Annotated in this window: 16 protein-coding genes; 3 read left to right on the top strand and 13 right to left on the bottom strand. The window is 62.4% G+C overall.

What is annotated here, in order from left to right; all coding sequences use genetic code 11:
- The first annotated feature begins 64 nt into the window (after positions 1 to 64).
- The gene (rpoH, locus tag ACODSZ_RS13995; RefSeq protein ID WP_175344764.1) at positions 65 to 964 is read left to right on the top strand and encodes an RNA polymerase sigma factor RpoH; all 900 of its coding nucleotides are present in this window, start codon (positions 65 to 67) and stop codon (positions 962 to 964) included.
- 133 nt (positions 965 to 1,097) lie between these two features.
- On the opposite strand, the gene ACODSZ_RS13990 is transcribed toward rpoH, so the two are convergent.
- Genes ACODSZ_RS13990 through ACODSZ_RS13970 form a run of 5 tightly spaced genes read right to left on the bottom strand, consistent with a single transcriptional unit; the run spans position 1,098 to position 5,099 of the window.
- On the bottom strand, positions 1,098 to 1,688 hold the full coding sequence (locus tag ACODSZ_RS13990; protein WP_008332611.1) for an SCO family protein: 591 nt from the start codon (positions 1,686 to 1,688) through the stop codon (positions 1,098 to 1,100).
- Between the two features lie 4 nt (positions 1,689 to 1,692).
- Positions 1,693 to 2,586 carry a heme o synthase gene (gene cyoE, locus ACODSZ_RS13985; protein ID WP_034351333.1) on the bottom strand — a complete coding sequence of 298 codons (894 nt, stop codon included), beginning with the start codon at positions 2,584 to 2,586 and terminating at the stop codon, positions 1,693 to 1,695.
- Positions 2,583 to 3,719, bottom strand: coding sequence for a COX15/CtaA family protein (locus ACODSZ_RS13980; protein WP_008332613.1), 1,137 nt, complete (start codon positions 3,717 to 3,719; stop codon positions 2,583 to 2,585). Before ACODSZ_RS13980 ends, cyoE begins: the two co-directional genes overlap by 4 nt.
- Positions 3,720 to 3,763: 44 nt before the next feature.
- Positions 3,764 to 4,396, bottom strand: a complete 633-nt coding sequence (locus ACODSZ_RS13975; protein ID WP_034351336.1) for an SCO family protein — start codon at positions 4,394 to 4,396, stop codon at positions 3,764 to 3,766.
- Positions 4,383 to 5,099: an SURF1 family protein gene (locus ACODSZ_RS13970; RefSeq protein WP_488927825.1), complete on the bottom strand. Its 717-nt coding sequence runs from the start codon at positions 5,097 to 5,099 to the stop codon at positions 4,383 to 4,385. The genes ACODSZ_RS13975 and ACODSZ_RS13970 overlap by 14 nt, the downstream gene beginning before the upstream one ends.
- Positions 5,100 to 5,208: 109 nt before the next feature.
- Here ACODSZ_RS13970 and ACODSZ_RS13965 point away from each other — a divergent pair, with 109 nt between their 5' ends.
- Complete coding sequence (locus ACODSZ_RS13965; RefSeq protein WP_008332618.1) at positions 5,209 to 5,409, top strand: twin transmembrane helix small protein; 201 nt, start codon at positions 5,209 to 5,211, stop codon at positions 5,407 to 5,409.
- Positions 5,410 to 5,490: 81 nt separating this feature from the next.
- Here the strand turns inward: ACODSZ_RS13965 and ACODSZ_RS13960 are convergent, their stop codons facing one another.
- The 8 genes from ACODSZ_RS13960 to ACODSZ_RS13925 all read right to left on the bottom strand — a co-directional run bounded on the left by ACODSZ_RS13960 (position 5,491) and on the right by ACODSZ_RS13925 (position 12,138).
- Positions 5,491 to 6,351: a cytochrome c oxidase subunit 3 gene (locus ACODSZ_RS13960; RefSeq protein WP_008332619.1), complete on the bottom strand. Its 861-nt coding sequence runs from the start codon at positions 6,349 to 6,351 to the stop codon at positions 5,491 to 5,493.
- 129 nt (positions 6,352 to 6,480) lie between these two features.
- Positions 6,481 to 6,711, bottom strand: coding sequence for a DUF2970 domain-containing protein (locus tag ACODSZ_RS13955; RefSeq protein ID WP_008332621.1), 231 nt, complete (start codon positions 6,709 to 6,711; stop codon positions 6,481 to 6,483).
- Between the two features lie 19 nt (positions 6,712 to 6,730).
- Entirely contained in the window at positions 6,731 to 7,303 is a 573-nt protein-coding gene (locus ACODSZ_RS13950; protein ID WP_008332623.1) for a cytochrome c oxidase assembly protein, read from the bottom strand.
- The gene (locus ACODSZ_RS13945) at positions 7,300 to 7,410 is read right to left on the bottom strand and encodes a cytochrome oxidase small assembly protein (protein WP_217509972.1); all 111 of its coding nucleotides are present in this window, start codon (positions 7,408 to 7,410) and stop codon (positions 7,300 to 7,302) included. The genes ACODSZ_RS13950 and ACODSZ_RS13945 overlap by 4 nt, the downstream gene beginning before the upstream one ends.
- Positions 7,411 to 7,459: 49 nt before the next feature.
- Positions 7,460 to 9,079 (bottom strand): cytochrome c oxidase subunit I, encoded by a 1,620-nt coding sequence (gene ctaD / locus ACODSZ_RS13940; protein WP_008332625.1) that lies wholly within the window; start codon positions 9,077 to 9,079, stop codon positions 7,460 to 7,462.
- 18 nt (positions 9,080 to 9,097) lie between these two features.
- The gene (gene coxB, locus ACODSZ_RS13935) at positions 9,098 to 10,258 is read right to left on the bottom strand and encodes a cytochrome c oxidase subunit II (protein ID WP_175344757.1); all 1,161 of its coding nucleotides are present in this window, start codon (positions 10,256 to 10,258) and stop codon (positions 9,098 to 9,100) included.
- Between the two features lie 22 nt (positions 10,259 to 10,280).
- Positions 10,281 to 10,751, bottom strand: coding sequence for a DUF2244 domain-containing protein (locus ACODSZ_RS13930; protein WP_175344756.1), 471 nt, complete (start codon positions 10,749 to 10,751; stop codon positions 10,281 to 10,283).
- 442 nt (positions 10,752 to 11,193) lie between these two features.
- The gene (locus ACODSZ_RS13925; protein ID WP_241821207.1) at positions 11,194 to 12,138 is read right to left on the bottom strand and encodes a methyltransferase domain-containing protein; all 945 of its coding nucleotides are present in this window, start codon (positions 12,136 to 12,138) and stop codon (positions 11,194 to 11,196) included.
- Between the two features lie 138 nt (positions 12,139 to 12,276).
- On the opposite strand from ACODSZ_RS13925, the gene ACODSZ_RS13920 reads away from it, so the two are divergent.
- Complete coding sequence (locus tag ACODSZ_RS13920) at positions 12,277 to 13,128, top strand: ComF family protein (RefSeq protein WP_175344754.1); 852 nt, start codon at positions 12,277 to 12,279, stop codon at positions 13,126 to 13,128.
- The last annotated feature ends 22 nt before the right edge of the window (positions 13,129 to 13,150 follow it).

Here is a 13,150-nt window from a genome sequence, read left to right as displayed (position 1 = left end):
TGGTCACCGAAGCCTCTGCTTCCTACCGTTTCAACCGTTTCCGCAAAGGAACCAAGGAGAATCCATGAAATCTGCGTCTGCACAAACTGCACTCATGCCTGCCGAGTCCAATGCACTCGCGCTGGGTTTTTCCGGCAGCCTGGGCAACATCGACGCGTACATCTCGGCAGTGAACCGCCTGCCCATGCTGACCCACGAGGAAGAGGTCAAGCTGGCGCGTGACCTGCGTGAAAAGAACGACCTGGGCGCGGCCCAGAAAATGGTGTTGTCACACCTGCGTCTGGTGGTGTCGATCGCCCGAGGCTATCTGGGCTACGGCCTGCCGCATGCCGACCTGATCCAGGAAGGCAACATCGGCCTGATGAAGGCCGTCAAGCGCTTCGACCCGGCCCAGAACGTGCGCCTGGTGTCCTATGCCATGCACTGGATCAAGGCCGAGATCCACGAGTACATCCTGAAGAACTGGCGTCTGGTGAAGGTCGCCACCACCAAGGCCCAGCGCAAGCTGTTCTTCAACCTGCGCAGCCACAAGGAAGGTCTGGACGCGATGACCCCGGCCCAGGTGGAGGCCCTGGCCAAGACCCTGGACGTCAAGCGCGAGGAAGTCATCGAGATGGAAACCCGTCTCTCCGGTCGCGATATCGCCTTGGAGTCGCCCACCGATGACGACGATGACAAGTTCGCGCCCATCGCCTACCTGTCCTCCGACAATTCGGAACCGACCCGCGTGATCGAGGCCAAGCAGTACGACCGCCTGCAGTCCGAAGGCCTGGAAGCCGCCCTGTCCAAGCTGGATGACCGCTCGCGCCGTATCGTCGAAGCCCGCTGGCTGGCCAATGACGATGGCTCGGGTGCGACCCTGCATGAGCTGGCCGACGAGTTCGGCGTCTCGGCCGAACGTATCCGCCAGATCGAGGCAGTGGCGCTGAAGAAGATGAAGACCGCGCTGCAGGCTTACTCCTGATCGATTCTTCGATTCTTCAGACCGGTTCAGCAGCACCAACAAGAAAGGCGCCCTCGGGCGCCTTTCTTTTCATCCAAACGATTTATATCGTTTATCTCTTTTTTATCCCTTTTTTATCCCTTTTCCCGCAGCATCACGAGAGCAGCAGCTTGATGTCATGCGCCAGCGTCTGCGGACCCTGGCCGTGCTTGACGAACAGCCGGATATGGCCCTGCGGATCGAAGACGTAGCTGCCGGCGGTGTGGTCCATGGTATAGCTGCCCGGCTGCTTGCCCGGCACCTTCTGGTAGAACACCTTGAATTCCTTGGCCACCTTCTCGGTCTGTTGCAGGTCACCACGCAGTCCGAGGAAGCGCTTGTCGAAGGCAGGCACGTATTGCGCCAGTACTTCCTGGGTATCGCGCTCGGGGTCAACGGTGACGAACAGGACCTGCACGCGGTCCGCATCCGGACCCAGTTCCTTCATCACGTTGGACATCTCCACCATGGTGGTCGGACAGACGTCCGGACATTGGGTATAGCCGAAGAACATCACCACCACCTTGCCCTTGAAATCGGCCAGGGTGCGCGGCTTGCCGGTGTGGTCGGTGAGCGCGAAATCGCGCGCATAGTCCAGCCCGGTGACATCGGTATTGTTGAACTTCAGTTCAGGTTTGGAGGGCCCGCAAGCCGCCAGCAGCGTCGCGCAAGCGGCCAGCAGCAGCGCCGAGAAGAATCTTTTCATGAGGTCAGAAACTGCGGAACAGGAAGTAATGGTCCACCAGCAACACCGCAAACAGGATGGACAGATAGATGATGGAATAGGCAAAGGCCTTGCGCGCGATCAGGTCGGTGTAGTGACGGTAGATCTGCCACGAGTACCAAAAGAAGATCGCCCCCAGCACAATGGCCGAGCCCAGGTAGATCAGCCCGCTCATGCCGATGGCAAAGGGCAGCATGCTCACCGCCAGCAGTGCGATGGTGTACATGAGGATATGCAGCTTGGTCACCTCCATGCCATGCGTGATGGGCAGCATCGGCAGGCCGGACTTGGCGTAGTCGTCGCGGCGGTACATAGCCAGCGCCCAGAAATGCGGCGGGGTCCAGATGAAGATGATCATCACCAGCACCCAGGCCTGCATCGGCACGTCATTGGCCATGGCCGCCCAGCCCAGCGCGGGCGGCATGGCACCGGCCAGGCCGCCGATGACGATGTTCTGCGAGGTCGCCGGTTTCAAGATGATGGTGTAGATGATGGCGTAGCCGACGAAGGTGGCGAAGGTCAGCCACATGGTCAGCGGATTGACCAGGTTGTACAGCACCCACATGCCCAGGCCGCCCAGCACGCCGGAGAACACCAGGGTCTGGCCCACCGTGATCTCGCCGCGCGCCATCGGACGGCGGGCGGTGCGGGCCATGCGCGAATCGATCTCGCGCTCGACCAGGCAGTTGATGGCGAAGGCCGCACCGGCCAGGAGCCAGATCCCCAAGGTGCCGAAGACGACCTTGCGCCAGTCCGGCAGATCGGGCGTGGAGAGGAACATGCCGATCACGGCACAGAACACCGCCAGCTGCGTCACACGCGGCTTGGTCAGTGCCCAGTACTGGGCGATGCGGTTGGGTTGGGCGGTCAATGTGGTCATGGCGTGACGGGCCGGGCGGATGCTGGTGGAGCAGCGGCGGCCAGGCCGGAGGGTGCGTAACGGACCTTGTAGTTTAACATGACCATCAGGATGACCAGCAGCGCCGCGCCGCCGTTATGCAGCACGGCAATGGCCAGCGGCCAGTTCAGATAGATGGTCGCCAGTCCAGTACAGAGCTGCAAACCCAGCACCGTCAGCATCCAGCGGCCGGTCTTGCGCAAGCCCTCCTCGCGCAGCGCCCGGTGTGCCAGCCATACAACATACAAGATGACGACAAAGGCAAAACTGCGATGCACCCAATGGATGGCGGTCAGCGCTTCGACCGGCAGGTAATCGCCGGAGGCCGTCATGCCAAGGTGGCGCCAGAGCGTGAAGCCATGTTCGAAATCCATGTCCGGCACCAGCTTGCCATTGCACAGCGGGAAGTCGGAGCAGGCCAGCGCCGCGTAATTGGTGCTGACCCAGCCGCCCAGCGCGATCTGCAAGCCCAGCAGCGCGGCCCCCACGGTGGCCGGCACGATCAGTGCGCGTCCGCCCGCCGAGACCGCTGCATGCGGCTCCTGCCGCGCTGCCAGCCAGGTCAGCATGGCCAGCAGAGTCAGTCCGAGCAGCAGATGCGTGGTGACGATGATCGGCTGCAGCTTCATGGTCACGGTCCAGGCACCGAAGGCCCCCTGCAGGCAGACGAAGCCCAGCAGCGCCGTCGGGAACCACGGACGGAACTGCAGTTCGGTCTTGCCCGAGCGCATCCAGCGCCGCCACGCCACCACCATCAGCACGATGATGAGGAAACCCACGGCCATGGCGAAATAGCGATGGATCATCTCGATCCAGGCCTTGGCCCAGGTCACCGGACCAAAGGGCATGGCCTCTTCTGCGGCATTGATGTGTTCATGCGCCAGGAGCGGATTGGCGTGGCTGTAACAGCCCGGCCAGTCAGGGCAGCCCAGGCCCGAATCGGTCAGGCGCGTGAAGGCGCCGAACATGATCAGGTCGAAGGTAAAGAACAGCGTCACCCACACCAGCTTGCGGTATTTGTTGACCACACCCTGGGCGCGCCACACCAGCGCCAGCGGAATCAGGGCGACCACGAGCCCGGTCAGGCCCAGTTGTATCAGCGTCGTTGCATTCATCTTGAGTCAAACTTGCGTCACCACACACTCGCCTCCACGCGGCATCAGCCGATGGAGGAAGCGCGCAGCAACTTGGAAATGTCCTTCTTCATCTTGCCGGGGTCGGGGTCCTTGGGGAAGCGCATCATCAGGTTGCCCAGCGGGTCGATCAGATAGATGTGGTCGCGCGCCGAGGTCCCGGCATCGACCGGCAACCAGGACTGCAATTTGCCGGCGTCAACCCGAAGGATATCGGTTCCGTCGAATTCGCGCAGGAGCAGGGTCGCAATCGGTACGCGGTCGGTGACCAGCCACACCCGTTCGATGCGGTCCATTTCCTTGCCTTGCATGAGCCGCAGCTGGCGCATGGTCAGCAGTTTGTTCTGGCAGGGCTCGTCGCAGTCGCCGCCATCGACCTGCAGCATCACCCACTTGCCCTTGTAATCCTGCAGCCGGGCCGGGCCGCCATCAATGGCGCTGCTGCCGAGATCGGGGATGGGATACTGGCGTGGATCGATCAGCGCGCCATAGTTGTTGCGGCTCTGCGGCTTGATCACGTAATAGGTCAGATAGGAAGCGATCAGCGGTGCGGCGCACACGGCCAGCACCGCCAGCATCTTCCAGCGGCCGCTGCGGCGACGACGCGCCTCGTCCTGGGCGGTGGCTTGAGGCGATTGCGAAATATCAGGCTTTGTCATGACGACCACGTTTGAATCCTGTCACGATGAAAAAAAGAAGGGCCATCCCCGCCAGCGCATACCACTGCACGGCATAGCCACGATGACGATCGATGCCCAGCGAAGGGGCCGGCCAGTCGCGCACCAGGGTGTCGCCTGCCGCCCCGCCCTGCTCGATCACCAGCGGTGCCAGCGGCAGGCCGCTGGCCTTGGCCAGGGCCGGCAGATCCAGATTTTGCAGGATGGCTTGAGGACGCGGTGCATCGGCTGTTCCCAGTTGCAGGACATGCCCGGCATCCCGGCGCAGGATGCCGTCCACCTCGGTCACGCCCGACGGAGGCGGCACCTGCGGCACACGGGTGCGCTCGGCCGCATCACGCGGCGCCCAGCCACGCACCACGACCACGGCTTGCGTACTGTGCTCGGGCTGGAACAGCGTGAGCACATGGAAGCCCACGGCGCCGTTGTAGGGGCGGTTCTCCAGGTAGAGCGTCCACTGCGGGAGGAAGCGGCCGCGCAGGCGGATGTGGCGGAACTCCGCATCGCCTGCATCGGCAGGCAGCGCCACCAGGGGCGCCTGGCTGCCACGCGCCTGCATGCGCTGCTGCAGCGCCAGTTTTTCTTCGGCACGATGGGTCTGCCACTGGCCCAGTGCAAACCCGGCGGCAGCCACGATCAGCGTGGCGCAAAACGGAATGAGGCGAAAAACGAATCGGGTCGGCATCGATGAAGTTTGGCCTTACAATGAAGCGCACACGGGACAAGAAAAATCACATACACACCAGCGTCGCAGCATACCGCATGCACGCCTTCGGAGACAGGATTGCATCCTCATGAAAATCGTCGTCGCCATCGCCTTCATCCTGATCCTGGCCAGCCTGGCCTCGGCACTGATCTTTCTCATGCGCGACAAGGGCCGCAGCAACCGCACCGTCCAGGCGCTCACCTTGCGGGTCGGCTTCTCGGTGGCGCTGTTCCTCTTCATCCTGCTGAGCTACAAGCTGGGCTGGATACAGCCGACCGGCATCCGCTGAGCTCCTCCCCACGCATCGTACGCATCGCATAAAAAAGCCGCACCGAGGTGCGGCTTTGTCATTGCAGAAGGCGTGCCCGCCTTACAACCAGTACACCACCACATACAGCCCCAGCCACACCACGTCCACGAAGTGCCAGTACCAGGCCGCGCCTTCGAAGGCGAAGTGATGGGTGGGCGTGAAGTGCCCGCGCAGCACGCGATAGAGCACCACCGACAGCATGATCGCACCCATGGTCACGTGGAAACCGTGGAAGCCGGTCAGCATGAAGAAGGTCGATCCATAGATGCCCGAGCTGAGCTTGAGATTCAGCTCGCTGTAGGCGTGGATGTATTCATAGGCCTGGAAGCCCATGAACACCGCGCCCAGCAGGATGGTCAGGAACAGCCACACCGCCGTCCGGGTACGATGTCCGGCGCGCATGGCGTGGTGCGAGATGGTCAGCGTCACACCCGAGCTCAGCAGCAGCAGGGTGTTGATGGTCGGGATGGGGAACGGCCCCATGGTGGTGAAATTCTCCACCGTACCGGCCGGGCCGACATTGCCCCACTGGCCGGTGAAGTCGGGCCAGATCATCTTGTGGTCGAGATCGGCCAGCCACGGCATGGTGATGCTGCGCGCATAGAACAGGGCACCGAAGAAGGCGGCGAAGAACATCACCTCCGAGAAGATGAACCAGCTCATGCTCCAGCGATAGGACAGGTCGATGCGCTCGCTGTAGAGCCCGGACTCGGACTCGCCGATGGCATCGCCAAACCAGTAGTACAGCACCACCAGCACCATCAGGATGCCGAGGATGTTGACGTACGGTGCCCATGCCAGACCATTGACCCAACCCGAGGCCCCGATCATGGTGATGAGCATGGAAATGCCGGCCATCATCGGCCAGCGCGACGGGCCTGGAACGAAGTAATGGGGCGCCTTGGCTTGTTGAGAACTCATGTTCTTCTCCCGGTACGAAATCCGATTGTTCTGGCCTGGGGCAAGAGCAGCAAACACGAGCATTAAGCTGTATTAAATACTCTTGCGATCCAGGATTCACTTTTCCTTAATGCTCTTTTTCGGTCACGCTCACCCACCTGCGGCGCCGCGCACCACCAGCTTGACGATGCTCACCAGCACGGCGACGAAGATCGCCGCACCGAGAATGCCGGCGATGATGACGTGGACCGGATTCAGGCGTGCCGCATCCGACTCGTAATCCTTGCGCTTGCGCACGCCGAAGAAGGACCAGAACACCGCCTTCATCGTCGCGCCGAACGACGCCTTGCGCTGCGCGGCCTGTTTCAGCTCATCGTTCACACCAGCTCCTCCGGGCCTCTCAACCCGCCGTCTTGTTCTTGCCGTTGATCTCGAAGAAGGTATAGGACAGCGTGATCGTGGTCACCTCCTTGGGCAGCTTGGGATCGATGTAGAACACCACCGGCATCTGCTTGGCCTGATTCGGCCCCAGCGTCTGCTGCGTAAAGCAGAAGCACTCCACCTTCTTGAAGAAAGCCGCCGACTGCAGCGGCGCATAGCTGGGGATGGCCTGGGCATCCACATTGCGCGGCTGGGTGTTGACCACTTCATAGGTGACCTGGGTCATCTCGCCCGGATGCACCTGCAGGCTGGACACGGTCGGACGAAAACGCCACGGACCCTGGGCATTGCCGTCGAACTCCACGGTGATGGTGCGCGACTTGTCGATCTGCGTATTGGCCGGCGCTTCCACGCTTGCATCCTTGGGCGTGAGGAAGTTCACGCCCGTGACCTCGCAAATCTTGCGATAGACGGGAATGAGCGCGTAGCCGAAGCCGAACATCAGCACCGCCACCACCAGGAGCTTCTTGAGCATCACGCGGTTCAGGCCGGGTGCTGCGCCCTCCTCCGCCGGATCGTCGTCTCTGCTCATCGGGCGAACCAGATGCGGTTGACGAAGATGCCGACGAAGAAGGCCAGCGCCACCAGCCCCAGCAGCAGGGCGGTGCGCAGGTTGTTGGGTTTCTTGCGTTCGGTCATGAGGCTTGCCTTTGCATTAGCTGCGATGACTTGTGTTATCCACTGGCGCTCACTTCACCACCGGCGGTTCCTCGAAGGTGTGGAAGGGCGCCGGGCTGGGCACGGTCCATTCCAGTCCTTCCGCGCCTTCCCAGGGCTTGGCCTCGGCCTTCTTGCCCCCCTTGATCGAGGGGATCACCACGAAGAACAGGAAGTACACCTGCGACAGCCCGAAACCGAAGGCACCGATGGAGGCGATCATGTTGAAGTCGGTGAACTGCGCCGGATAATCGGCATAACGACGCGGCATGCCTGCCAGCCCCAGGAAGTGCATGGGGAAGAAGGTGATGTTGAAGGTGATCAGCGAAGCCCAGAAATGGAACTTGCCGCGCCATTCGTTGTACATGAAGCCGGTCCACTTGGGGCCCCAGTAGTAGTAACCGGCGAAGAGCGCGAACAGCGAACCGGCCACCAGCACGTAGTGGAAGTGCGCCACCACGTAGTAGGTATCCTGCATCTGGATGTCGATGGGGGTGACCGCCAGGATCAGCCCGGTGAAGCCACCCATGGTGAAGACGAAGATGAAGCCCACCGAGAACAGCATCGGCGTCTCGAAGGTCATGGAGCCGCGCCACATGGTGGCGATCCAGTTGAAGATCTTCACGCCGGTGGGCACGGCGATCAACATGGTGGCGTACATGAAGAACAGCTGCGCGGTCACCGGCATGCCGGTGGTAAACATGTGGTGGGCCCAGACGATGAAGGACAGGATTGCAATCGATGCCGTCGCATACACCATCGAGGCATAGCCGAACAGCGGCTTGCGGGCGAAGGCCGGGATGATCTGCGAGACGATGCCGAAGGCCGGCAGGATCATGATGTAGACCTCGGGGTGACCGAAGAACCAGAAGATGTGCTGGTACATCACCGGGTCACCGCCACCGGCGGCATTGAAGAAGGAGGTACCGAAATGACGGTCGGTGAGCGTCATGGTGATGGCGCCGGCCAGCACCGGCATGACCGCGATGAGCAGATAGGCGGTGATGAGCCAGGTCCAGCAGAACATGGGCATCTTCATCAGCGTCATGCCGGGCGCGCGCATGTTGAGGATGGTGACGATGATGTTGATCGAGCCCATGATGGAGGAGGCACCCATGATGTGCATGGCGAAGATGGCCATGTCCATGCCGGGTCCCATCTGGGTCGACAGCGGGGCATACAGCGTCCAGCCGGCTGCGGTGGCACCGCCCGGCACCAGGAAGGAACCGGCCAGCAGCAGCGCGGCCGGCGGCAGCAGCCAGAACGAGAAGTTGTTCATGCGCGCAAAGGCCATGTCGGAGGCGCCGATCTGCAGCGGAATCATCCAGTTGGCAAAGCCCACGAAGGCCGGCATGATCGCGCCGAACACCATCACCAGGCCGTGCATGGTGGTGAGCTGGTTGAAGAACTCCGGCCGGAAGAACTGCAGGCCCGGATGGAACAGCTCGGCCCGGATCAACAACGCCAGCACCCCGCCCGAGAGCAGCATGGTGAACGAGAACCACAGGTAGAGCGTGCCGATGTCCTTGTGGTTGGTGGCGAAGAGCCAGCGGCGCCAGCCGTGCGGGTGGTCGTGTGCGTGCTCATCGTGAGCGTGCCCATGCCCGTGATCGTGGGAATGATCGGGGGCGTGATCGACGGTGGTAGTCATGTCCGGTTCTCCAAACGATTACTTGCGGGCGGCCAGGACTTCAGCCGGCTGCACGATGTTTTCCTGGGCCTTGTTGGACCAGTTGTTGCGCGTGTAGGTGATCACGGCGGCGATTTCGGTGTCGTTCAACACACCCTTCCAGGCCGGCATGGCGTTCTTGCCGTTGAGCACGAGGTGGATCTGGTCCGCCTTGGGACCGTTGACCACGGCACTGCCATCGAGCGCCGGGAAGGCACCCGGCACGCCCTTGCCGTTGGCCTGGTGGCAGGCCACGCAGTTGGCGGCATAGACCTTCTCGCCGCGCTGCTTCAATTCGTCCACCGTCCAGACCTTGTTGGGATCATCGGCCTTGGCGGCCATTTCCTTCTTCTTGCCGTCCACCCATTTCTTGTAGTCGTCTTCGCTGACCACGTTGACCACGATGGGCATGAAGGCGTGATCCTTGCCGCACAGCTCCACGCACTGGCCGCGATAGGTGCCGATCTTCTCGGCGCGGAACCAGGTGTCGCGCACGAAGCCGGGAATCGCATCCTGCTTCACGCCGAAGGCGGGGACGGTCCAGGAGTGGATCACGTCATTGGCGGTAGTGACGATGCGCACCTTCTTGTTGACCGGCACCACGACCGGGTTGTCGACTTCAATGAGGTAATTGTCGTTTTTCTTCAGACTGGGATCGGTGACCTGCTCGCGCGGCGTGGCCAGGTTGGAGAGGAAGGAGATTCCTTCACCTTCGCCTTTGAGGTAGTCATATCCCCATTTCCACTGCATGCCGGTGACCTTGATGGTGAGGTCGGCATTGGAGGTATCCTTCATCGCCACCACCGTCTTGGTGGCCGGCAGGGCCATGCCGATGACGATCAGGAAGGGCACCACGGTCCAGGCGATTTCCACGGTCGTGCTTTCGTGGAAGCTGGCGGCCTTGTGGCCGACCGACTTGCGGTGCTTGATGATGGAATAAAACATCACGCCGAACACGGCCACGAAGATGACCAGGCAGATGATGAGCATCAGGATGTGCAGGTCGTAGATCTGCTCGGCGATCTTGGTCACCGGCGGCTGGAAATTCATCTGCAGCACGGCCGGTCCGCCCGGACTATCCACCACTGCCCAGGCCGGCAAGCCGGCCGCCAGCAGCGAGGCACCGAGGGTCAAGGATTGAAGGCGCTTCGCAAGTTTCATGGATTTCCTCAAAAGCCCAAAATTATAAGAATGAGAGTGCTGCCATCCCGCCACCCCTGGCGGCCAGCTCACGTTGCAGCTCCTGCGCGAAGGCGCGCCGTTGCCACAAGCTCATGAACCGGCCTACTTCCACACGCTGCCCCCGGCTTTCCAGCGCCACCAGCGATTGGCGACCGACCGGAAACGCGATGCGCATGCCCTGCAGCTGCAAGCTGCTGCGGTGCGAGCGACTGCCCTGGATCACGTCAACCTCCAGGCCATGATCGGCCAGCACTACTACTTCGCGATCTGTGGCGTGGCGGGCGTAGACCAGCAAGGCCGCGCCCACCGCCACCAGTTCAATGAATGAAAAAATCAGGATGATCCATGCACCGCGCAGCGTGAAGCCCAGCGCGACCGTCAGTGAAACCGTACAAAGGATTGCGAAGACCCACGCCAGTTGGCGTGGCGCAATCGAACAATTGCGCTTCAATATCCATTCCCGCGTCTCCATGGCACCTCGCCAGCATGATTGTCGGTCGAGCGTGTCTCTGTCTCTGCTTCTAGTTCTATTTCTCACCGCAGGGAACACGCACTGGATGCGGACTGGTCCGGTCTTGCCGGGTCGTCTTGCGATGAACGCTATCCGTGGCTATCCGTTCTGCGGTCTTTATTTATTCTTGCTATTCGTTCGTACTGGAATTTCTTTGTGTGAATTTTTTTACCCATTTGAGTATAAGGGCTAACGTCGCCATGGATCAAGCACGCACCGCCGCATTGACAACGGTGGCGCTCCCGGCCTCTCCGGGACGCCCTGACACTGCCCGGACAACGGCCAGGGACGTGGCTTTTCGGCGAAATGAAGGATTCTTCCGGGAGCGGCAGGGCGTAACGATACAGCAACTATCCGGCAGGCCGGATAGGGCTGGACGACTAAGCCTTATATGAAGAAACGACTATCGCGACGGGCGTTCGAAGCGAATGATGCTCTCGCCGGCCGCGGTGGTCTTGGGCACGGGGCGGAAGGCGTGGCCGTAGACGATTTCGAAGCTCAGCGGGATCTTGCCATCGGGCTTGCGCATGGCCTCGAAGGCCGCCAGCAGGCGCTGGTACTGGCTGCGACTCATCATGCTGCGGCGCCGCGATTCGAGTGGATTGCCGCCCCAGGCGCGCACGTCTTCCAGCAGGCGCTGGGGGGTCTGGTAGGTCACGGTGATGGTTTCCATGTCCATCACCGGTGTGGAAAAACCGGCATTGACCAGCATGTCGCCGAAGTCGTGCATGTCGACGAAGGGCAAGGTGTGCGGTGCAAGATCGATTTGTTCGAAAGCGCTGCGCACTTCGCGCAGGGTATCGGGACCGAAGCAGGAAAACATCAGCAGGCCCTCCACCCGCAACACGCGACGCCATTCGGCAAACACGCGGTCGGGCTGGGGATGCCAGTGCAGGGCCAGGTTGGACCAGACCAGGTCCAGCGCATTGGCCGCCAACGGCAGGCGGGCGAAGTCGGCGCAGACCAGTTCCGGCCCGCCGGCATTCGGACCGGAGCCTAGCCACTTGTTGATGGAACCGAACAGGCGGTTCATGGCCGTCTGCGCACCGCGCTGGTGGTCGGCGGCCTTGGCCAGCATGCCATAGGCGCCGTCCAGGCCGATCACCTGCGCCTCGGGGTAGCGCTTCTGCAACACCGGCAGGTCGGCCCCTTCGCCGCATCCGGCGTCCAGCACTTCGCGCGGGGCGATTTTCACCAGGGCCAGGCGCTCCTGCATGCGGGCCGAGACTTCGCGGCGCAGGAAATCGGATTCGGCCACGCGCCGGGGTTCGCCGAAACGGCGGCGTACCAGGGGCAGATCGATGGGAGCGCTCAGCTTGGCGCTGGCAGAAGGCGGCGGCAGGGACATGGGCAATGGAACACAGGAAGATGGACTGCGCAGCAGCGTGGCAAGCTCGGGCGGCCAGCAGAGGGCCGCCGATCCACGGGGCTGATGCGATAATGCGCGTAGTTTAGTCGAAATCCATTTTCCCCGGGCGCCACTCACATGGATCTCAAATCCTCCAAACCCGCTGCTGCATCGCCCCAGGCCAAGCCTGGCACCGCCTATCGCGCCGTCGGCGGCAAGCCGGCACGACAGGGCAAGCCCGCCGGCCCCGGCTGGCTGCAGCGTTTGCTGGCGCAGGTGCCGCAGTTGTTGCCGTCCTCCTGCGCGCTGTGTGGTGCTGCCGGGCGCGAGACCCTGTGCGCGCCCTGCCACAAGCGCTTCTACACCCGCCAGCACCGCCGCTGCATCCAGTGCGCGCTGCCCATGCCGGTGACCGGCAAGGAGTTGCGTTGCGGCGCCTGTCTCAAGGATCGCCCGGCTTTCGATGCCACCATCGTGGCCACCGATTATTTCGCCCCGTCCGACCAGCTGGCGCTGGCCCTGAAGTTCGGCGGCGACCTGCGGCTGGCCCCGCTGCTGGCGCGCCTGATCTTCGATGCCACCCGTCGCAATCCGGTACCCGGCAGTGATGTGCAACTGCCCATGCCGACCCTGCTGGCCCCGGTGCCGCTGGGCCTGGCGCGGCTGCAGGAGCGCGGCTTCAACCAGGCACTGGAGATCGCCCGTCCGCTGGGCAAGCTCATGGACATCCCGGTACATCCACGCCTGCTGGAGCGCAAAAAGGAAACCGAAGCGCAATCGGCCCTGCCGGTGGGCGCCCGGGTGCGCAACGTGCGCTCGGCATTCGCCCTGCCCTTCGCCGCCATGGACCAGGTGCGCGGACTGCATGTGGGCATCGTCGACGATGTCATGACCACCGGGGCCACCTTGAATGAAGTAGCGATCGTGCTCAAGCGGCACGGCGCCCGGCGCGTGACCAACCTGGTCTTTGCGCGCACCCTGCCGGTCTGAAGCCGGCCATCCATTTTTCAGC

The sequence above is a fragment of the Herbaspirillum sp. FG34 genome (assembly GCF_057809315.1).
Note: the sequence above shows the minus strand (reverse complement) of the source record. Positions and strands in the feature narration are given on the sequence as shown.

Excerpts from the sequence above, each read along its gene's own strand:
- rpoH (WP_175344764.1), top strand. The coding sequence starts at position 65 with ATGAAATCTGCGTCTGCACAAACTGCACTCATGCCTGCCGAGTCCAAT.
- ACODSZ_RS13990 (WP_008332611.1), bottom strand. The coding sequence starts at position 1,688 with ATGAAAAGATTCTTCTCGGCGCTGCTGCTGGCCGCTTGCGCGACGCTG.
- cyoE (WP_034351333.1), bottom strand. The coding sequence starts at position 2,586 with ATGACCACATTGACCGCCCAACCCAACCGCATCGCCCAGTACTGGGCA.
- ACODSZ_RS13980 (WP_008332613.1), bottom strand. The coding sequence starts at position 3,719 with ATGAATGCAACGACGCTGATACAACTGGGCCTGACCGGGCTCGTGGTC.
- ACODSZ_RS13975 (WP_034351336.1), bottom strand. The coding sequence starts at position 4,396 with ATGACAAAGCCTGATATTTCGCAATCGCCTCAAGCCACCGCCCAGGAC.
- ACODSZ_RS13970 (WP_488927825.1), bottom strand. The coding sequence starts at position 5,099 with ATGCCGACCCGATTCGTTTTTCGCCTCATTCCGTTTTGCGCCACGCTG.
- ACODSZ_RS13965 (WP_008332618.1), top strand. The coding sequence starts at position 5,209 with ATGAAAATCGTCGTCGCCATCGCCTTCATCCTGATCCTGGCCAGCCTG.
- ACODSZ_RS13960 (WP_008332619.1), bottom strand. The coding sequence starts at position 6,351 with ATGAGTTCTCAACAAGCCAAGGCGCCCCATTACTTCGTTCCAGGCCCG.
- ACODSZ_RS13950 (WP_008332623.1), bottom strand. The coding sequence starts at position 7,303 with ATGAGCAGAGACGACGATCCGGCGGAGGAGGGCGCAGCACCCGGCCTG.
- ACODSZ_RS13945 (WP_217509972.1), bottom strand. The coding sequence starts at position 7,410 with ATGACCGAACGCAAGAAACCCAACAACCTGCGCACCGCCCTGCTGCTG.
- ctaD (WP_008332625.1), bottom strand. The coding sequence starts at position 9,079 with ATGACTACCACCGTCGATCACGCCCCCGATCATTCCCACGATCACGGG.
- coxB (WP_175344757.1), bottom strand. The coding sequence starts at position 10,258 with ATGAAACTTGCGAAGCGCCTTCAATCCTTGACCCTCGGTGCCTCGCTG.
- ACODSZ_RS13930 (WP_175344756.1), bottom strand. The coding sequence starts at position 10,751 with ATGGAGACGCGGGAATGGATATTGAAGCGCAATTGTTCGATTGCGCCA.
- ACODSZ_RS13925 (WP_241821207.1), bottom strand. The coding sequence starts at position 12,138 with ATGTCCCTGCCGCCGCCTTCTGCCAGCGCCAAGCTGAGCGCTCCCATC.
- ACODSZ_RS13920 (WP_175344754.1), top strand. The coding sequence starts at position 12,277 with ATGGATCTCAAATCCTCCAAACCCGCTGCTGCATCGCCCCAGGCCAAG.